18 protein-coding genes are annotated in these 18,791 nt (G+C 71.2%); 11 read left to right on the top strand and 7 right to left on the bottom strand.

The features are described 5' to 3' along the window. Positions 1-30: 30 nt before the first annotated feature. Both ACYVJ3_RS01590 and ACYVJ3_RS01585 read left to right on the top strand, forming a co-directional pair. Complete coding sequence (locus tag ACYVJ3_RS01590) at positions 31-1,428, top strand: WS/DGAT/MGAT family O-acyltransferase (RefSeq protein ID WP_460850729.1); 1,398 nt, start codon at positions 31-33, stop codon at positions 1,426-1,428. A gap of 16 nt (positions 1,429-1,444) precedes the next feature. Beyond that, on the top strand, positions 1,445-2,968 hold the full coding sequence (locus ACYVJ3_RS01585; RefSeq protein WP_460850728.1) for a long-chain-fatty-acid--CoA ligase: 1,524 nt from the start codon (positions 1,445-1,447) through the stop codon (positions 2,966-2,968). A 14-nt stretch (positions 2,969-2,982) separates the two neighbouring features. Here ACYVJ3_RS01585 and ACYVJ3_RS01580 read toward each other — a convergent pair whose 3' ends face one another. Together ACYVJ3_RS01580 and ACYVJ3_RS01575 are read right to left on the bottom strand one after the other, a co-directional pair. Further along, entirely contained in the window at positions 2,983-4,527 is a 1,545-nt protein-coding gene (locus tag ACYVJ3_RS01580; protein WP_460850727.1) for an acyl-CoA carboxylase subunit beta, read from the bottom strand. After that, on the bottom strand, positions 4,520-5,416 hold the full coding sequence (locus tag ACYVJ3_RS01575) for an alpha/beta fold hydrolase (protein ID WP_460850726.1): 897 nt from the start codon (positions 5,414-5,416) through the stop codon (positions 4,520-4,522). Before ACYVJ3_RS01575 ends, ACYVJ3_RS01580 begins: the two co-directional genes overlap by 8 nt. A 94-nt stretch (positions 5,417-5,510) precedes the next feature. Here ACYVJ3_RS01575 and ACYVJ3_RS01570 point away from each other — a divergent pair, with 94 nt between their 5' ends. From ACYVJ3_RS01570 to katG, 8 genes are all read left to right on the top strand, one after another. Next, positions 5,511-7,214 (top strand): AMP-binding protein, encoded by a 1,704-nt coding sequence (locus ACYVJ3_RS01570; protein WP_460850725.1) that lies wholly within the window; start codon positions 5,511-5,513, stop codon positions 7,212-7,214. A 13-nt stretch (positions 7,215-7,227) separates the two neighbouring features. Further along, a complete protein-coding gene (locus ACYVJ3_RS01565; RefSeq protein ID WP_460850724.1) occupies positions 7,228-8,040 on the top strand; it encodes an SDR family oxidoreductase in 813 nt (270 codons plus the stop codon). Beyond that, positions 8,037-9,029 carry an NADPH:quinone oxidoreductase family protein gene (locus ACYVJ3_RS01560; RefSeq protein WP_460850723.1) on the top strand — a complete coding sequence of 331 codons (993 nt, stop codon included), beginning with the start codon at positions 8,037-8,039 and terminating at the stop codon, positions 9,027-9,029. Before ACYVJ3_RS01565 ends, ACYVJ3_RS01560 begins: the two co-directional genes overlap by 4 nt. A gap of 27 nt (positions 9,030-9,056) precedes the next feature. Next, on the top strand, positions 9,057-10,094 hold the full coding sequence (locus tag ACYVJ3_RS01555; RefSeq protein WP_460850722.1) for an NADP-dependent oxidoreductase: 1,038 nt from the start codon (positions 9,057-9,059) through the stop codon (positions 10,092-10,094). A gap of 55 nt (positions 10,095-10,149) precedes the next feature. Continuing rightward, the gene (locus ACYVJ3_RS01550; protein WP_460850721.1) at positions 10,150-10,773 is read left to right on the top strand and encodes a TetR/AcrR family transcriptional regulator; all 624 of its coding nucleotides are present in this window, start codon (positions 10,150-10,152) and stop codon (positions 10,771-10,773) included. Positions 10,774-10,817: 44 nt separating this feature from the next. Next, on the top strand, positions 10,818-11,792 hold the full coding sequence (locus ACYVJ3_RS01545) for a glutathione S-transferase family protein (RefSeq protein WP_460850720.1): 975 nt from the start codon (positions 10,818-10,820) through the stop codon (positions 11,790-11,792). 89 nt (positions 11,793-11,881) lie between these two features. Further along, entirely contained in the window at positions 11,882-12,280 is a 399-nt protein-coding gene (locus tag ACYVJ3_RS01540; RefSeq protein WP_460851092.1) for a Fur family transcriptional regulator, read from the top strand. Between the two features lie 23 nt (positions 12,281-12,303). Then, entirely contained in the window at positions 12,304-14,514 is a 2,211-nt protein-coding gene (katG, locus tag ACYVJ3_RS01535) for a catalase/peroxidase HPI (RefSeq protein WP_460850719.1), read from the top strand. A gap of 58 nt (positions 14,515-14,572) precedes the next feature. Here katG and ACYVJ3_RS01530 read toward each other — a convergent pair whose 3' ends face one another. The 3 genes from ACYVJ3_RS01530 to ACYVJ3_RS01520 are packed head-to-tail and all read right to left on the bottom strand — an operon-like array spanning position 14,573 to position 15,977. Further along, positions 14,573-14,968, bottom strand: a complete 396-nt coding sequence (locus ACYVJ3_RS01530; protein ID WP_460850718.1) for an arsenate reductase ArsC — start codon at positions 14,966-14,968, stop codon at positions 14,573-14,575. Continuing rightward, positions 14,965-15,633 (bottom strand): aquaporin, encoded by a 669-nt coding sequence (locus tag ACYVJ3_RS01525; protein WP_460850717.1) that lies wholly within the window; start codon positions 15,631-15,633, stop codon positions 14,965-14,967. Before ACYVJ3_RS01525 ends, ACYVJ3_RS01530 begins: the two co-directional genes overlap by 4 nt. Beyond that, positions 15,630-15,977, bottom strand: coding sequence for a metalloregulator ArsR/SmtB family transcription factor (locus tag ACYVJ3_RS01520; RefSeq protein ID WP_460850716.1), 348 nt, complete (start codon positions 15,975-15,977; stop codon positions 15,630-15,632). The genes ACYVJ3_RS01525 and ACYVJ3_RS01520 overlap by 4 nt, the downstream gene beginning before the upstream one ends. A gap of 164 nt (positions 15,978-16,141) precedes the next feature. On the opposite strand from ACYVJ3_RS01520, the gene ACYVJ3_RS01515 reads away from it, so the two are divergent. Next, positions 16,142-16,318 carry a hypothetical protein gene (locus tag ACYVJ3_RS01515; protein ID WP_460850715.1) on the top strand — a complete coding sequence of 59 codons (177 nt, stop codon included), beginning with the start codon at positions 16,142-16,144 and terminating at the stop codon, positions 16,316-16,318. Here ACYVJ3_RS01515 and ACYVJ3_RS01510 read toward each other — a convergent pair whose 3' ends face one another. After that, positions 16,319-16,975: a LuxR C-terminal-related transcriptional regulator gene (locus tag ACYVJ3_RS01510; RefSeq protein WP_460850714.1), complete on the bottom strand. Its 657-nt coding sequence runs from the start codon at positions 16,973-16,975 to the stop codon at positions 16,319-16,321. It abuts the gene before it with no gap. Positions 16,976-17,078: 103 nt separating this feature from the next. Beyond that, on the bottom strand, positions 17,079-18,755 hold the full coding sequence (locus ACYVJ3_RS01505; RefSeq protein ID WP_460850713.1) for a dolichyl-phosphate-mannose--protein mannosyltransferase: 1,677 nt from the start codon (positions 18,753-18,755) through the stop codon (positions 17,079-17,081). Positions 18,756-18,791: the final 36 nt, after the last annotated feature.

Below are 18,791 nucleotides of genomic sequence, written 5' to 3'. Positions count from 1 at the left end.
TCGTGCGCACTGCGCACAGGAGGTGCTGCCATGCGCCAGCTCACCGGTGTCGACGCGTCGTTCCTCCACCTCGAGGACGGTCGCCTGACCGGTCACGTCGGTGGCCTGATCGTGCTCGACCCGAGCACGGCCGACCACCCGATCAACGTCGACACCATCAAGGAGCATGTCGCGGCGCGGCTGCCGGTGCTGGCGCCGCTGCGCTGGAGGCTCGCCGAGGTCCCCCTCGGCATCGACCTGCCCTACTGGTACGACGACCACGACGTCGACCTGGACTTCCACATCCGCGGCATCGGCCTGCCGGCGCCCGGTAGCGACGAGCAGCTCGTCGACCAGGTGAGCCGCATCCACGCCCGTCCGCTCGACCGCGCCCACCCGCTGTGGGAGCTCTACGTCATCGAGGGCCTCGCCGGTGGCAAGGTCGCGATCTACACCAAGCTCCACCACGCCGCGATCGACGGCAAGGCCGGCATGGCGATCCTGACCACGCTGCTCTCGCCCGAGCAGCAGGCGACCGTGCCGACGCCGCCGAGCCCGATGCCGCCGTCGGAGTCGAGGCCCAGCCAGATGGAGATGCTGACCCGCGGCTACCTCGGCGTGCTCGGTCACCCGGGCCGCGCGGCGTCGGTGATGGTCAAGAGCGTCGCCGAGTGGAGCAAGTCGATGCCCGCGCTGACCGGGGTCGCCACCCGCAGCCTGACCAAGTCGCCGGTGGCGCCGCGGCTCTCCTTCAACGTCAGCGCGACCGCGCGGCGCAACTGGGCGTTCGGCAGCGTGTCCCTCAGCGACATCAAGAAGGTCAAGGACGCGCACGGCTGCACCATCAACGACATCGTGATGGCGCTGTCCACCGGCGCGCTGCGCAGCTGGCTGATCGACCACCACGAGCTGCCCGACCGGCCGATCCGGGCGATGGTCCCGGTGTCGACCCGTCCCGCCGACGCGGGCGCCGACGCCGGCAACCAGGTCTCCGCGATGGTCGCCGACCTGCCGACGAACCTCGCCGACCCGCTCGAGCGGCTCGGCGCGATCCGGCAGACGATGAAGCAGGCCAAGGAGGACTTCGCCGCCGTACCCGCGAGCCTGCTGCAGGACTACGCACAGTTCGCGGCCCCGGCGGCCGCCGAGCTCGTCGCCCGCACTGCGGCCTCCCTCAAGCTGGCCGAGCGCGTGGCGGTGCCGTTCAACGTGGTGATCTCCAACGTGCCCGGGCCGCGTGAGCCGCTCTACTACGCCGGCGCGCTGATGGAGGCCAACTACCCGGTCTCGATGATCAGCGACGGGCTCGGGCTCAACATCACCGTGCAGAGCTATCGCGACAGCATCGACTTCGGCCTGATCAGCTGCCCCGAGCTGATCCCCGACCTCCCCGTGATCATCGACCACCTCAAGACCGAGCTCGCCGAGCTCACCGCGCTCGCGGTCTGAACCAGGAGCACCCTCCATGTCCTTCAACCTCGCCACCATGCTCACCCAGTCGGCCGCGACGTACGCCGACAAGGCCATGCTCCGCTTCGGCGACCGCTCGTTCGCCTACGCCGAGGTCGACGACCTCTCCGGCCGGGTCGCGACCTCGCTGGAGGCGCTCGGCCTGACCCGCGGCGACAAGGTGGCCGTGCAGCTGCCGAACGTGCCCCAGTTCGTCTTCGCGTACTTCGGCATCCTCAAGGCCGGCATGACGATGGTGCCGATCAACCCGCTGCTGACCGCGCCGGAGGTGAGCTACCACCTGCAGGACAGCGACGCCCGAATGCTGATCAGCCACGAGGCGCTCGCCCAGGCCAGCATCGACGGTGCGCGCGACGCGGGTGGTGTGCCGGTCTACCTGGTCGGCGCCGATGGGCCGTCGGCCGTCGACGAGGCCCGCGACTTCGAGGAGCTGCTCAAGACCAGCGACGCCGGCATCCAGCGGGCGATGTCGTCCGACGACACCGCCGTGCTGCTCTACACCAGCGGCACGACCGGGCGGCCCAAGGGCGCCGAGCTGACGCACTTCCAGCTCTACATGAACTGCACGGTCGCCGGCGAGCTGTTCGGCGTACGTCCCGACGACGTGTCGCTGGGCGTGCTGCCCCTCTTCCACGTCTTCGGGCTCTCCAGCGTGCTCAACATCGTGGTGCGCTTCGGCGCGACGCTGGTGCTGGTGCCGCGCTTCGACGCCAACGCCGCCCTGGACGCGATCGCGCAGCACGGGGTGACGCTCTTCTCGGGTGTGCCGACGATGTTCATCGCGCTGGTGCAGGCCGACCTCGCCGGCCGCGACGTGTCCTCGCTGCGGGCGGCCTGCTCGGGCGGCGCGTCGATGCCGGGTGAGGTCATCCGCGCCTTCGAGGAGAAGTTCGACGGTGTCGTCGTCCTCGAGGGCTACGGCCTGTCGGAGTCCGCGAGCACCGCGACGTTCAACATCAGCGCCGAGGAGCGCAAGGTGATGTCGGTCGGAAAGCCGATCTGGGGCGTGGAGTTCAAGGTCCTCGGCGAGTCGGGCGAGGAGCTCGGCACCGGTCCGGACGCCCGCGGCGAGATCGCGATCCGCGGTCACAACATCATGAAGGGCTACTACAAGCGACCCGACGCCACGGCCGAGGTCATGCAGGACGGATGGTTCCGCACCGGTGACATCGGCTACCGCGACGAGGACGGTTTCTACTTCATCGTCGACCGGCTCAAGGACCTCATCATCCGCGGCGGCTACAACGTCTACCCGCGCGAGGTCGAGGAGATCCTCTACGAGCACGCCGATGTGGTCGAGGCGGCCGTCGTCGGCCGGCCCGATGAGCGGCTCGGCGAGGAGGTCGTGGCGTACGTCGTCCTGCGCGCCGACTCGACCGCGGACGCCGACGAGCTGACCGCCCACTGCAAGGAGCGGCTCGCGGCGTACAAGTACCCGCGCTCGATCGTCGTCCGCGACGAGCTGCCCAAGGGCCCCAGCGGCAAGATCCTCAAGCGCGAGCTGCGCGACGCGGGCTGACGCGCCGGGGTCGATCAGCGGGCGGCCCGGATCGTCGCGGCGATGAGCGTGCGGGTGTCGGCCGGGTCGATGACGTCGTCGATCTCGAACACCCGCGCCGCGTTGAGCGCCTTGGCGTGCTTGCGGAAGGCCGCCGTGTGCTCGACGACGGCCGCCTCGCGCTCGTGCTCGGGGAGGGCGGCGAGCTCCTTGGCCATGCCGAGGCGTACGGCGCCCTCCAGGCCCATCGGTCCGAGGTGGGCATCGGGCCAGGCCACGGTGAGCAGCGGCCGGTGCGTGCTGCCGCCGAGCATCGCCTGGGCGCCGAGACCGTAGCCGCGGCGCAGCACCACGCCGACCAGGGGAGTGGTAAGGCGGGCGCCGGCGGTGACCATCCGTGACGCGTGGCGCACCAGGCCGGTGCGCTCGGCGTCGGGGCCGACCATGAAGCCGGGGGTGTCCACGAGGCTGACGACCGGCAGGCCCCAGCGCTGGCACAGCTCGAGGAAGTCGGCCGCCTTGGCGGACGCGTCCGCGGTCAGCGCCCCACCCATGTGGGTGGACTGGTTGGCCACGATGCCGACGGCCAGGCCGTCGATCCGGGCGAGGGCGGTGACCAGCTCGGGAGCCCAGCCGGCGCGCAGCCACACCACGGTGTCGTGGTCGCACAGCGCCTCCACGACCGGCCGCACGTCGAACGCCTCGCGGTCGTTCTCGGGCAGCACCGTGCGCAGCGCTCCTTGGTCATCGGAGGTCGAGCCTGCCCCGGTGGTCGAGCCTGTCGAGACCCGCTCGGCGAGCAGGCCGAGGATCCGGCGTACGACGTCGACCGCCTCGGCCTCGTCCTCGACGAGCACGTCGATCACGCCGTTGGCGGCCTGCTCGTCGGCCGGACCGATGTCCTCGGGCGCGAACTGCCCCAGGCCGCCGCCGGCGATCATCGCCGGGCCGGCCATGCCGAGGTTGGCGTCGGGGGTCGCGATGCGGAGGTCGGCGGTGCCGGCGATGACCGCGTTGCCCGCGAAGCACCGGCCGGAGACGACCGCGATCCGCGGCGCCTCCAGGCCGGCCCACAGTGCGAACGACGCGACGTCGAGGCCCGAGACCACCGGCAGGTCGGTGTCGCCGGGTCGGCCGCCGCCGCCCTCGGTGAAGAACACCGCGGGCAGCCGCATCCGGCCGATCAGCTCGGCCAGCCGGTCGGTCTTGTGGTGGCCCCGGAAGCCCTGGGTGCCGGCCATGACGAGGTAGTCGTAGGACATCACCGCGCAGGGATGACCCTCGACGGTGGCCGTGCCGCCGACGATGCCGTCGGCGGGCGCCTCGAGCACCAGCTCGGCGAGCGGGCGGCGCTGCTCCTGCGCGGCGGTGACGAACCGGCCGTACTCGACGAAGCTGCCCGGATCGACGAGGTCGGCGATGTTCTCCCGCGCGGTACGCCGGCCGCGGGCGTGCCAGCGCTCGACCTTCTCCGGCCGCGCGGCGTCGGTGGTGAGGAAGCCGCGGGCGAGGACCTCGGTGAGGCCCTCGGCGGGCGCGCTGTATGCGGTCGGGTCGGTCGGGTCGGTCGGGTCAGCCACGGGACCGAGCATGCCCGACGATCTCGCCCACCACGGCGGGCCACAGGTCGCGCGGGAGGTCGTGTCCCATGCCGGGGTAGGTGACCAGCCGGGAGCCGGGCACCGCGGCGGCGGTCGCCGTACCGCCCTCGAGCTGCACCAGCGGGTCGTCCTCGCCGTGCAGGACGAGCGTCGGCACGGTCAGCTCGGCGAGCCGCTCGACGCGGCTGCCCGAGACGTGGATCGCCGCCAGCTGGCGGGCGACGCCGGCCGGGTCGTTGGCGCGCCGGAACGCCTCGCGGCCGCGGGCACGCAGGCCCGCGGTGTCCAGCGGGTAGCCGGGCGAGCCGATCACGGAGTAGACCGCGACCGACCGCTCTGCCGCCTCGTCCTCGGTGGTGGGCGGCGGGCTGAGCAGGGCGGTCATCGCCTCGGGCCGAGGCGCGCCGATCGCCGGTGCGGGGGTGGACATGATCGAGGTCAGCGAGGCGGTCCGGTCGGGGTGCCGCAGCGCGATCTCCTGCGCGATCATCCCGCCCATCGAGGCGCCGACGACGTGCGCGCGATCGACCCCGAGCGCGTCGAGCAGGGCCACGGTGTCGTCGGCCATGTCGGCGAGGAGGTAGGGCGCCTGGGTGATCGGCCTGCCGACGAACAGCGGCGACAGGTCGGGCACGCCCGCGGCGTCGAGGTGGGTGGAGAGGCCGATGTCGCGGTTGTCGAAGCGCACGACGTGGAAGCCCTGCTCGGCGAGCTGCAGGCAGAACTCGTCGGCCCACCCGATCATCTGGGTGGCCAGCCCCATCACCAGCACCAGCGTCGGGTCGTCGGGCGACCCGAACGTCTCGTAGGCGAGGGTCACCTCCCCGCAGGCGGCGTGCTGGACGGTGGTCGGAGCGCTGTCGGTCACGGGACGTCTTCCTTCTGGGGGGCGATGTGGTGCAGGATACAAACCGCGCGGTCGGAATGTCTATGCTGGCCGGGTCCGGACGAGGCGAGAGGCGGTGGCGGGTGTGGTGACGCTGGAGGAGCAGCTGGTCGACGTACGACGCCGTCAGCAGCGCGTGCGGCCGGCCGACACCACCGCCGACGTCGCCTACCCGGCAGGTGAGATCTCGCTGCCGGCCCACGTCGAGCACTGGGCGCGCGAGCGGCCCGAGCGCACCGCGATCGCCTTCGCCGGCGCCGAGATCTCGTACGCCGACCTGGCCGGCCAGGTGGCCGCGCTCTCCGGCTGGCTCCAGGAGGGAGAGGTGCGGCCGGGCGACCGCGTCGCGGTCTTCCTGCCGAACTCCCCGCAGTTCGTGGTCGCGTTCCTCGCGATCCTGCGGGCCGGCGCTGTGCACGTGCCGGTCAACCCGATGTTCCGCTCGGCCGAGCTCACCCACGAGCTGACCGACTGCGGGGCGCGCGTCGTGATCACCCTCGACACGCTGCTGCCGCTGGTCGCGCAGGTCGTCGGCGCGGTCGACGTCGACCGCTGCCTGGTGACCGCCGCCACCGAGCTGGCCGCCGTGGGGGGCGAGCCGGCGCTCACGCCGGTGGCCGGCGTCGAGGTCACCGCCTGGCGCGACGCGATCGCCCACCCTCCGGGCGCCGACCGCTCCGGCGACCTGGACGCCCTGGCGGCGCTCAACTACACCAGCGGCACGACCGGGCTGCCCAAGGGCTGCGAGCACACCCAGCGGCACATGCTCTACACCGCGGCGTCCACGATCGGCGCGACCGGCTTCGCGGGCACCGACGACTACGCCTCGCTCTGCTACCTGCCGATCTTCTGGATCGCGGGGGAGGACCTCGGCATCCTCAACCCGATCGTCGCCGGCGGCACCTCGGTGCTGATGGCGCGCTGGGACGCCGGCGAGGCGTTGCGCCTGCTCGAGCGTCATCGCGTGGGCGTCATGGTCGGCACCGTCGAGAACTACCTCGAGCTGCTCGCGCGCGACGAGATCGCGACCACCGACCTCAGCGGGCTGCGGCTGCCGATGGCCATCTCGTTCGTGCAGGTGCTCACCCCTGAGGTCCGGGCGGCCTGGCGCGAGACGGTCGGTGCGCACTCGGTGCTGCGGGAGGCGGCGTACGGCATGACCGAGACGCACACCTTCGACGTGACGCCGTACGGCTTCGACGGGGGCGATGCCGATCTCCGAGCGGAGCCGATCTTCTGCGGCCTGCCGGTGCCGGGCACCGACGTCGCGGTGGTCGAGCCCGGCACGCTCGACCCCGTGTCGCTCGGCGAGGTCGGCGAGATCGTGGTGCGCAGCCCGTCGCTGCTGACGGGCTACTGGCAGCGGCCCGACGCCACGGCCGACCAGCTGCACGACGGCTGGCTGATGACCGGTGACAACGGCCGTCTCGACGCCGACGGCTGCCTGCACTTCCTGGGCCGCGCCAAGGACATGATCAAGGTCAACGGCATGAGCGTCTTCCCGGCCGAGGTCGAGATGCTGCTCGCCGGCCACCCGGACGTCGACGTCGCCGCCGTCGTACCCGCCGATGACGCGGCGCGCGGCCAGTGCCCCGTCGCCTTCGTCCGGCTGCACGAGGGTGCCGCGATCGACGCGCCCGGCCTCGAGGCGTGGGCGGTCGACGCGATGGCGCGCTACAAGGTGCCGCGGGTCGTCCTGGTGGACGACTTCCCGATGACCGACACCGGCAAGATCCGCAAGGTGGAGCTGGTCGAGCGCGCGCAGCGCCTCGGCTCCTGACGAGATGAGCACGATGAGCGAGAGAGACGGAGAAGCAGTGGACAACGGATGGCAGGGACGCACAGCGGTCGTGACCGGCGCCGCCGGCGGCATCGGCAAGGCACTGGCCGCGCGGCTGGTCGCGGAGGGTCTGCAGGTCGTCGTCAACGACCTGGACCCCGCCGCGACGCAGGCTGCCGCCGCGGAGATCGGCGCGTACGCCGTCTCCGGCGACTGCGCCTCCGAGGCCGGCGTCACCGCGCTGATCGAGGCCGCCCGCGCCCACCTCGGCCGGATCGACGTGTACGTCGCCAACGCCGGGATCGCCCGGGGTGTCGGCCTCGAGGCGACCGATGACGAGTGGGCCGCCAGCTGGGAGGTCAACACGATGGCGCACGTCCGCGCGGCCCGGCTGCTCGTGCCCGAGTGGATCGAGGGCGACGGCGGCCGGTTCGTCGTCACCGCCTCCGCCGCCGGCCTGCTGACGGCGCTCGGCACGGCGTCGTACTCCGCCACCAAGCACGCCGCCGTGGCGTTCGCCGAGTGGCTGTCGGCGACCTACCGCCACCGGGGCATGGTCGTGCAGGCGATCTGCCCGCAGGGTGTCCAGACCGCGATGCTCGAGCAGACCGGCCCGGCACGCGACATCATCGCTGCCGACGGCGCGCTCACGCCGGAGCAGGTGGCCGAGGTGACCTGGCACGCGTTCCAGGACGACCGCTTCCTGATCCTGCCGCACCCCGAGGCGGCGCAGTACTACCGCGACCGCGCGGAAAACACCGACCGCTGGCTCCGCGGCATGAACAAGTTGCAGCGCTGGATGGAGTCCCAGGAGGTGGCCCGGTGAAGGCGTGGCGCGTGGCCGAGCTCGGCGAGCCGGCCAAGGTGATGGAGCTCGTCGAGGTGGATGCCCCCGAGCCGGGCTCGAGCCAGATGGTGGTGCGCGTGCTCGCGTCGCCGGCCAACTTCCCCGACGCGCTGATGTGCCGCGGGCTCTACCAGGTCCGGCCGGACCTGCCCTTCACCCCGGGCGTCGAGCTGTGCGGCGAGGTCGTCGCACTCGGCGACGGTGTGACCGGCTTCGCCGTGGGCGACCGGGTGCTGGGCAGTGGCGTGATGCCGTACGGCGGCTTCGCCGAGCTCGCCCTGATGGACGCCGCCACCACGTTCCCGGCGCCGCCCCAGCTCGATGACGCACAGGCCGCCAGCCTCTACATCGGCTACCAGACCGGGTGGTTCGGCCTGCACCGCCGGGCGCACCTGCAGGCCGGCGAGACGCTGCTCGTGCACGCCGCCGCGGGTGGCGTCGGCAGCGCCGCGATCCAGCTCGGCAAGGCCGCCGGCGCCCGCGTGATCGGCGTCGTCGGCGGGCCCGACAAGGCCGAGGTCGCGCGCCAGCTCGGCGCCGACGTCGTCATCGACCGCCACACCCAGGACTTCGTCGAGGTCGTCAAGGCCGAGACGGGTGGCCGTGGCGCCGACGTCGTCTACGACCCGGTCGGCGGCGAGACCTACGCCCGCTCGACCAAGTGCATCGCGTTCGAGGGCCGGATCCTGGTCGTCGGCTTCGCCGGCGGCGAGATCCAGTCGGCCGCGCTCAACCACGCGCTGATCAAGAACTACTCGATCGTCGGCCTCCACTGGGGCCTCTACAACACCTACGACCCCGCGGCCGTCCAGGAGTGCCATGCTGCCCTGACCGAGCTCGCCGCCCAGGGCCTCATCGCGCCACTGGTCAGCGAGCGGCTGCCGCTCGCCGACGTCGCCTCCGGCGTCCAGCGGCTCGCCGACGGCGTCACCGTCGGCCGGGTCGTCCTCGACGCCTCCCTCTCCTGACATCCCGCACCCGAGCCAAGGACCCCGATGACCACCAGCACCCAGATCCGCCTCGCCGCCTACCCGGTGGGCGAGCCCGGCGACGACGCCTTCGAGACCGCCACCGTCGAGCTGCCCGAGCTCGCCGACGGCGAGGTCCTGCTGCGCACGATCTACCTCTCGCTCGACCCCTACATGCGCGGCCGGATGAGCACCGCCAAGTCGTACGCCGACCCCGTCGCGCTCGGCGACGTGATGATCGGCGCGACCGTCTGCGAGGTCGTCGAGTCGCGCTCGCCCCAGCGCGCGGTCGGCGACATCGTGCTCGCGTTCACCGGCTGGCAGACCCACGCGATCGTCGACGGCCGCCACACCCGCAAGCTCGACCCCACCGCGGCGCCGGTGTCGACCGCCGTCGGCGTGCTGGGCATGCCCGGCTTCACGGCGTATGGCGGCCTCCTCGAGATCGGTCGCCCGCAGGCCGGCGAGACCGTCGTCGTCGCCGCCGCGACCGGGCCCGTGGGCTCGGCCGTCGGCCAGATCGCGAAGGTCAAGGGCGCGCGTGCCGTCGGCATCGCCGGCGGCCCGGAGAAGTGCCGGTCGCTGATCGAGGACCTCGGCTTCGACGCCGCCGTCGACCACCGCTCGCCGACCTTCGTGAAGGACCTCGAGGCGGCGACGCCGGACGGCATCGACGTGTACTTCGAGAACGTCGGCGGTCACGTCACCGAGGCCGTCGTACGCCGGCTCAACCGCTTCGCCCGCGTGCCGGTCTGCGGCGTCGTCGCCTGGTACAACGCCACCGAGGCGCCGACGGGGCCCGACCAGCTCCCGGCGTTCCTGCGCCGGATCCTGACGCTGAGCCTGACCGTGCGCGGCTTCATCCAGGACGAGTTCGTCCCCACCCACCACGAGGCGTTCCTGCGCGACATGGCGGGCTGGATCGCCGACGGCTCCGTGCGCTACCAGGAGGACGTCGTCGACGGGCTCGAGAACGCTCCCGCTGCCTTCCGCGGCCTGCTGCGCGGTTACTACCTCGGCAAGCTGCTGATCCGGGTGGGGGAGGACCCGACCCGCCAGGCGTGACATACCAGCCGCCCGGTTTGTCGTAGGCTTGGCGGACCACGCACCAGGAGGGTCGATGACGCAGCAGGGGGAGCGACGCATCGGACGACCACCGGTGATGGTCGACGGCCTGACGGTCCGGGAGCGGCTCCTCGAGGTCGCGCGCGACCTCTTCGCCGAGCGCGGCTTCGACCGGACCTCGGTCCAGGACGTCGTGGCGACCGCGGGCGTCACCAAGGGCGCGATGTACCACTACTTCGCCTCCAAGGACGACCTGCTCGCCGAGATCTACGGCCGCGTGCTGCGGATGCAGACCTCGCGCCTCGAGGCGTTCGTCGAGTCCGACGACCCCGTGGTCGACAAGGTGGCCGGCGCCGCCGCCGACGTCGTCATCACCACCATCGAGAACCTCCCCAGCACCACGATCTTCTTCCGCTCGCTGCACCAGCTCAACCCGGAGCAGGAGCGGGAGGTGCGCGACCAGCGCCGGCGCTACCACGACATGTTCCGCGACATGGTCATCGCCGGACAGGAGTCGGGCGCCTTCCGCAAGGACGTCCGCGCCGACCTCGTCGTCGACTACTTCTTCGGAGCCGTCCACCACCTCCCCATGTGGTGGCGCGCCGAGCGCGGGCTCGAGCCCGACGAGGTCGGTCGCGAGTTCTCGACGCTGCTGATGGACGCCCTCGCGGTCCGCTGACCGCGGTCCCCAGCCCCCGGTCGGTCGGTGCCTAGCCTGGGGGCATGGGCGATGACGGCAAGCAGGGCAAGGACAAGGGGTACGTCGAGGCCGGCAAGGCCTTCGAGCGCGACATGACCTACCTCCCCGACCGGATCACGGCCGGGGGTCGCCCGCCGCGCGACCAGCCCGCCGACGTACCCCTCTGGCCGGTCGAGCCCGGCCGCTACCGGCTGATCGCGGCCAAGGCCTGTCCGTGGGCCAACCGCGCGATCATCGTCCGCCAGCTGCTCGGGCTCGAGGACGTCCTCTCCTGGGGTGCGCCGGGCCCGACGCACGACGAGCGCAGCTGGACCTTCGACCTCGACCCCGGCGGCGTCGACCCCGTCCTGGGCATCCACTTCCTGCGCGACGCCTACAACGCGCGCGTCCCCGACTACCCGCGCGGCGTGACGGTCCCGGCGATCGTCGAGGTCGAGTCCGGCAAGGTCGTCACCAACGACTTCCCGTGGATCACCCACGACCTCTTCTTCGAGTGGCGCGAGCACCACCGGGAGGACGCGCCCGACCTGTGGCCGGCCGAGTGCCGCGAGGAGATGGAGGACGTCATGCAGCGCGTCTTCACCGAGGTCAACAACGGCGTCTACCGCTGCGGCTTCGCCGGCTCGCAGGAGGCGTACGACGCGGCGTACGACCGTCTCTTCGCCGCGCTCGACTGGCTCGAGGAGCGTCTCGGCAGCCGCCGCTACCTGATGGGCGAGGCCATCACCGAGGCCGACGTACGCCTCTTCACGACCCTGGCGCGCTTCGACGCGGTCTACCGCGGCCACTTCAAGTGCAACCGCAACAAGCTGACCGAGATGCCGCACCTCTGGGGCTACGCGCGCGACCTGTTCCAGACGCCCGGCTTCGGCGACAACACCGACTTCGACCAGATCAAGGCGCACTACTACCTCGTGCACAAGGACATCAACCCGACCGGGATCGTCCCCCAGGGACCCGATCCGGCCGTCTGGCAGGAGCCTCATGGCCGGCGCTGACGACTGACACGCCGCGTCGAGCAGTTTCTTGACTCATTCAAGAAAAGTGCTTTGATGGAGAGGTGCCCACCGACGTCGACCTCGAGCTGATGCTCCGCAGCGCGGACCTCCGGGTCACGCGTCCGAGGGTCGCCGTCCTGCGGGCCGTCCATCGTCACCCGCACGCCGACACCGACTCGGTCATCGGCGCGGTGCGTGGTGAGCTGGCGGACGTCTCCCATCAGGCGGTGTACGACGTCCTCAAGGCGCTCACGGGTGCGGGCCTGCTCCGCCGGATCCAGCCCGCCAACCTGGTCGCGCGCTACGAGGCGCGCGTCGGCGACAACCACCACCACGTCGTGTGCCGCAGCTGCGGCGACATCGCCGACGTGGACTGCGCGGTCGGGCACACGCCGTGCCTGACCGCCGACGACGACCACGGCTACGTCATCGACGAGGCCGAGGTCTTCTACTGGGGCACCTGCCCCTCGTGTTCTGCAACTGCTTGATCCCCCACCGAAAGGAACAGCGAATGTCCGAGGCCTCTGAAGGCACGTGCCCCGTGGCGCACGACAGCGTCGCCGCGCAGGGAAGCGAGAGCGAGAACCCCGCGCTCGACTCCCCGACGGCCAAGCCCCACGGTCCGCGCACGAACAAGGACTGGTGGCCCAACCAGCTCGACCTGTCGGTGCTGCACGCCCACTCGACCGCCGCCAACCCGCTCGGTGCCGACTTCGACTACGCCGAGGAGGTAAAGAGCCTCGACTTCGACGCGCTCAAGGCCGATGTCGCCGCCGTCCTGCGTGACTCGCAGGACTGGTGGCCCGCCGACCACGGCCACTACGGCGGCCTGATGATCCGGCTGTCCTGGCACGCCGCCGGCACCTACCGCATCTACGACGGGCGCGGTGGCGCGGGCGAGGGCCAGCAGCGCTTCGCCCCGCTCAACTCCTGGCCCGACAACGGCAACCTCGACAAGGCCCGCCGCCTGCTCTGGCCGGTCAAGCAGAAGTACGGCCAGAAGATCTCCTGGGCCGACCTGCTGGTCCTCGCCGGCAACGTCGCGCTGGAGGACATGGGGTTCGAGACCTTCGGCTTCGCCTTCGGTCGCGCCGACACCTGGGAGCCCGAGGAGGTCAACTGGGGCACCGAGGACACCTGGCTGGGCGACGAGCGCTACAGCGGCGAGCGGGACCTCGCGAACCCGCTCAGCGCGGTCCAGATGGGCCTGATCTACGTCAACCCCGAGGGCCCCAACGGCAACCCCGACCCCCTGGCCTCGGCCCGCGACATCCGCGAGACGTTCGCCCGGATGGCGATGAACGACGAGGAGACCGTCGCCCTCATCGCCGGCGGCCACACCTTCGGCAAGGCCCACGGTGCGGGCGACCCCGAGCTGGTCGGTCCCGAGCCCGAGGCCGCGCCGCTCGAGGCCCAAGGCCTCGGCTGGCTCTCCTCGCACGGCTCCGGCAAGGGTGACGACACCATCACCTCGGGCCTCGAGGTCATCTGGACCGACACCCCGAACCAGTGGGACAACCGGTTCTTCGAGATCCTCTTCGGCTACGAGTGGGAGCTCTCCAAGTCGCCGGCCGGCGCCAACCAGTGGGTGGCCAAGGACGCTGAGGAGATCATCCCCGGCCCCGCCGCCGACTCGCCGAAGCGCAAGCCGATGATGCTGACCTCCGACCTCGCGCTGCGGTTCGACCCGGAGTACGAGAAGATCTCGCGCCGCTTCCTGGAGAACCCCGACGAGTTCGCACAGGCCTTCGCCAAGGCGTGGTTCAAGCTGCTCCACCGCGACATGGGTCCGGTCTCGCGCTACCTCGGCCCGTGGGTGCCCGAGCCGCAGCTCTGGCAGGACCCGGTCCCGGCCCACGAGGGCGAGCTGGTCTCGGCCGAGCAGGTGGCCTCGCTGAAGCAGGCGGTGCTGGCCTCCGGCCTGTCCGTCCAGGACCTCGTCCGTACGGCGTGGGCATCGGCCGCGACGTTCCGCTCGACCGACAAGCGCGGTGGCGCCAACGGTGCTCGTCTGCGTCTCGAGCCCCAGCGCAGCTGGGAGGTCAACGCCGGCACCGCCGAGGTCATCGAGAAGCTCGACCAGCTCCGCGCCGGGTCCGGCACGAACATCTCGCTGGCCGACCTGATCGTCCTCGCCGGCACGGCCGCGGTCGAGAAGGCGGCCGCCGATGCCGGCGTACCGATCGAGGTGCCGTTCCACGCCGGTCGCACCGACGCCAGCGAGGAGCAGACCGACGTCGACTCCTTCAAGGTGCTCGAGCCCCGCGGCGACGGGTTCCGCAACTACGTCCGCCCGGACGAGAAGCTGCCGGTCGAGACGCTGCTGCTGGAGCGGGCCTACCTGCTCGACCTCACCGCACCGGAGATGACCGTCCTGCTCGGCGGCATGCGCGCCCTGGGCGCCACGGTCGGTGACTCCAAGCACGGCGTGCTGACCGACCGCGTGGGCGTCCTGTCCACCGACTTCTTCTCCAACCTGCTCGCCCCGGGCACGGTCGTGAAGGCGTCGGAGGGCGAGGCCAACGTGTACGAGATCCGCGACGGCGCCACGGGTTCGGTGAAGTGGACCGCGACCGCCAACGACCTGATCTTCGGCTCCAACTCGCAGCTGCGAGCGCTGGCCGAGGTCTACGCGTCGGCCGACGCGGGCGAGAAGTTCGTCCAGGACTTCGCCGCCGCGTGGGTCAAGGTCATGGACAACGACCGGTTCGACCTGCGCTGATCGCTCTCGTCTCACTGAGAGTGACCTCTGGGTCACTCTCAGTGAGACGTGGCGCTTTTTAGGCCAGCTCGGTGATCAGCTCTTCGACCCGAGTCCGGATCTCGTCCCGGATCGGGCGGACCGCCTCGATGCCCTGGCCGGCGGGGTCGTCGGCCGACCAGTCGAGGTAGCGCTTGCCGGGGAAGTACGGGCACTCGTCGCCGCAGCCCATGGTGATCACGACGTCGGACGCCTCGACGGCCGACGCGGTCAACACCTTCGGCTGCTCGCCGGCGATGTCGATGCCGACCTCGGCCATCGCCGCGACAGCGACCGGGTTGATCGCGTTCCCCGGCTTCGAGCCCGCGGACAGCACCGAGATCCGGTCGCCGGCCAGGTGCTGCAGGAAGCCCGCGGCCATCTGCGAGCGGCCGGCGTTGTGGACGCACACGAACAGCACGATCGGCCGGGTCATGCCTTCTTCTCCTCGGGGTGCAGGAAGCGGATGAGCAGGAAGCCGAGGACGCCGCCGATGAGCTGCATGCCGACGAACGGCAGCACGCTGGCGGGTGCGATCCCCGCGAAGGTGTCGCTGAACATCCGCGCGATGGTCACGGCCGGGTTGGCGAAGGACGTCGAGGACGTGAACCAGTACGCCGCCGCGATGTAGCCGGCGACGGCGGCCGCGATCGACTCCAGGTTCGTACGCCGCAGCGCCCCGTGGATGACCAGCAGCAGGCCGACGGTCGCGATCACCTCGGCGAACAGGTGGGCGCCGCTGGCGCGGTGGGTCGTCGACCAGCCCACGGCCGGCAGCGAGAACATCAGGTTGGCGCTGATCGCGCCGAGCACTCCGCCGACGACCTGGGCGACGACCAGCGCGACGCCCTCGAGCAGCCAGACGCGGCCGATGGCGACCTCGACCATCGTCACGACCGGGTTGAACGCCGCCGAGACGGACCCGAAGGCGATGATCAGCGCGAGCAGCGCGCCTGCGGTGGCCAGCGAGTTCTCCAGCAGCTGCAGCCCCACGTCGCCGGGGGAGAGGCGCGTGGCCATCACGCCCGAGCCGATCACCGCGGCGACCAGGAAGCCGGTCCCGAGGAGCTCGGCCACGGCACGGCGTACGAGGTAGGTCATGCGCCGAGGAGTGCGGCGACGTCGGCGAGGGCGTCGCGGCGTACGCCGTAGTAGACCCAGGTGCCGCGCTTGCTCCGGTCCAGCAGGCCCGCCTCGTGCAGCACCTTGAGGTGGTGGCTGATGGTGGGCTGGGAGAGGTCGAAGGCCTCGTTGAGGTCGCACACGCACGCCTCGCCGCCCTCGTGCGCCGCGACCAGCGAGAGCAGCCGCAGCCGCACCGGGTCGGCGATCGCCTTGAGCAGCGGTGCGAAGCGCTCGGCCTGCTCCTGGGTCAGCGGGGTCGCCGTGAGCGGCGAGCAGCAGGCGACCTCCTGCACGGGCGTGAGCGGCAATGACTTCGACACGCGTCGATATTGACAGAGGTCGATATCAAGCGCAAGGTGAACATCGACAACCATCGATATCTAAGGGGGTGCCCCATGGACGACTGCTGCGAGCCGGGCTGCTGCTGAGCGCCACCGAGCCCGGGCGGCTGCATGACTCGCGGTCGCCCGGGTACCGACCCGGCATGAGCAACTCGAGCATCTGGGCCACGGTCGTGTTCGCGATCTTCGCGTTCGGATTCATCGGCGTGCTGCTCGGTGGGTCGTTCATCTTGGACAAGCGCCGCTCCGAGGACGTCGAGCACGACGTCCCGGATCGCATCCAGGAGGCCGCCGAGCGCAGCGCCGACCGGCACGACTGATCAGCCGGCGGTCGCCAGACCCTCAAGACGTACGCCGAGCACCGCCGCCTGGGTGCGGTGCTGGAGACCGAGCTTGGCCAGGATGGCCGTGATGTGGTTCTTCACCGTCTTCTCGGCGAGCTGGAGCTCGGCGGCGATCTCGCGGTTGGTCAGGCCCTCGCCGATGAGGCGGAAGATGCGCCCCTGCTGCGGGGTGAGCTGCGGCACCGTGCTGAGCGAGCGGTGGTGCGACTCCAGGTGCTCGAGCACCTTGGCCGCCACGCTCGGGTCGACCGTCGCGCTGCCCTCGGCGACCAGGCGGACCGCGCTGACCAGCGCCGCGCCGTGGATGCCCTTGAGCAGGTAGCCGGCGATGCCCTGCAGGATCGCCGTCGCGATCGCCTCGCGGTCGTCGTCGGTCGTCAGGATCATGGTGTGGATGTCGGGGAACCGGACCATCGCGGCGCGGCACATCTCGATGCCGCTGCCGTCGCCCAGGTGCGCCTCGCTGACCACGACGTCGGGCCGTAGTCGGAGGATCGCGGGCAGGGCAGCGGCGCAGGTCGCTGCCTCGCCGACCACCTCGACGTCGTGCATCGGCTCGAGCAGGCTCGCCACTCCGCGGCGGACGACCTCGTGGGCGTCCACCAGGAAGACGCGGATCGGGGTGGTGGTCACACGCCGATTCTCGGGGCAGGCGGGGCCCGATCACAGGGGTACGCCGCAGGTCTGACCGCACGACTTCGCGGCACCACCCGTTGGGACTAGTCGGCCCCGGGACTCAGACCCAGCGCGCGAACCAGATGCGGTGCAACCAGGCGGAGTGGGTGAGCAGCTGGTTGGTGTAGACCGGCCAGAAGACCGCGAAGCAGACGACCGCCAGGATCACGTAGGCGCCGCCCACCACCACCCCGGTCGTACGCCGGGCCGAGGGTGCTCGGCTGGGGCCGATCAGGTGTCCGATGGTCAGCGTCAGCGCCAGGACGACGAACGGCAGCGTGTTGATCGCGTAGAAGATGAAGATCGGCCGGTCGTCGTACATCAGCCATGGCAGCCAGGTGCTCAGCGTGCCGACGACGGCGACGCCGAAGCGCCAGTCACGCGCGCCGATCCACATCGCGACCGCGAACAGCAGCGCCAGGCAGCCGCCCCACCAGATGACCGGGTTGCCGAGCAGGATGACCTGCCGGATGCAGGAGCTGTCCGACGGGGCCTCGCAGCCGTCGGTCCCCGGCTTGATGTCGTTGGTGACGGCCACGCCGACCGGGCGGTTGAGCAGCAGCCAGCCGGAGGGCTTGGACTCGTAGAAGTGCGTCGCGCAGTTCAGGAACTTGCTGTGGAACGTGTAGACGTCGCGGTGGTAGTACCAGAGCGAGCGCAGGGAGCGGATCGCTCCCTCCACCCCTCCCGGGCGCTTCTGGCCGTCGGCCAGCGCGGTGGGCCACTTCCGGCTCGGGTCGAGGTCGTAGTCGACGAACTCGTGCTTCTTGGTGTCGCAGTGACCACCGCCGGTGAACTGCGTGTACTGCGTGGAGCTCAGGTGCTTCTCGTACTCGCCGGCGTGCGCGAGCCATCCGCCCCACGACGCGATGTAGACCAGCACGGCCACGACCACGAGGTGCACGAACGCCCCGACGCCGTCCACGAAGACGCCCTTGAGCCATGCGTGCGGCAGCCGCAGCGAGCGTCGTACGCCGATGCTCCACCACACGCACAGCACGCCGAAGGAGGCGAGGGCGTACACCGCGTCCCACTTGGAGCCGCAGGACAGGCCGAAGCAGATGCCGGAGACCAGCAGCCATGGCCGGAACCAGACGCGCTGGCGGCGCGCCACCCGGGCCCGGTGCCAGTCGCGATCCGCGATCATCGCGGCCATGGCGGAGAGCAGCCAGAACGCCACGAAGATGTCGAGCAGCGCCAGCCGCGACAGCACGAACTCGAGCCCGTCGACCATCAGCAGGGTGCCGGCGATGCAGCCGAGCACGGTCGAGTCGGTCATCCGGCGGACCATGCGCGCGATGATCAGCACCATCAGCGCGCCCACGACGGCCGAGGCGATCCGCCAGCCGAACGGGTCGAAGCCCCAGAGCTTCTCGCCGATCGCGATCATCCACTTGCCGACGTCCGGGTGGACCGCCAGCGACGGGTCGCCGGTGAAGAGCTTGTCGTGGTGCCCGGCCAGGATGTCGGCGTTGATGTCGGTGCTCGGGACGCCGTCGTTGTCGGCGTTGTAGGTCTGGATGTAGCCGTTCTTGAGCAGCGACCAGGCGTCCTTGGCGTAGTACGTCTCGTCGAACGCGAACACCTTCGGCGTACCGAGGTGCCACAGCCGCAGCCCGAACGCGAGCAGCGCCAGGCCGATCGGCGCCAGCCACCCGACGGCCCGCTCGCTGCGCCGCAGCGACGAGAGCGGGTTGATCGCCCGCCTCTTCGCCGGCGGTACCGACAACCCGTCCATCACGGGACGCAACACTACGGGGGCGCTCCTGCGACA

This window comes from Nocardioides montaniterrae (genome assembly GCF_054782655.1).
The sequence above is the reverse complement of the archived record's forward strand: the minus strand, read 5'-3'. Positions and strand labels throughout refer to the sequence as shown.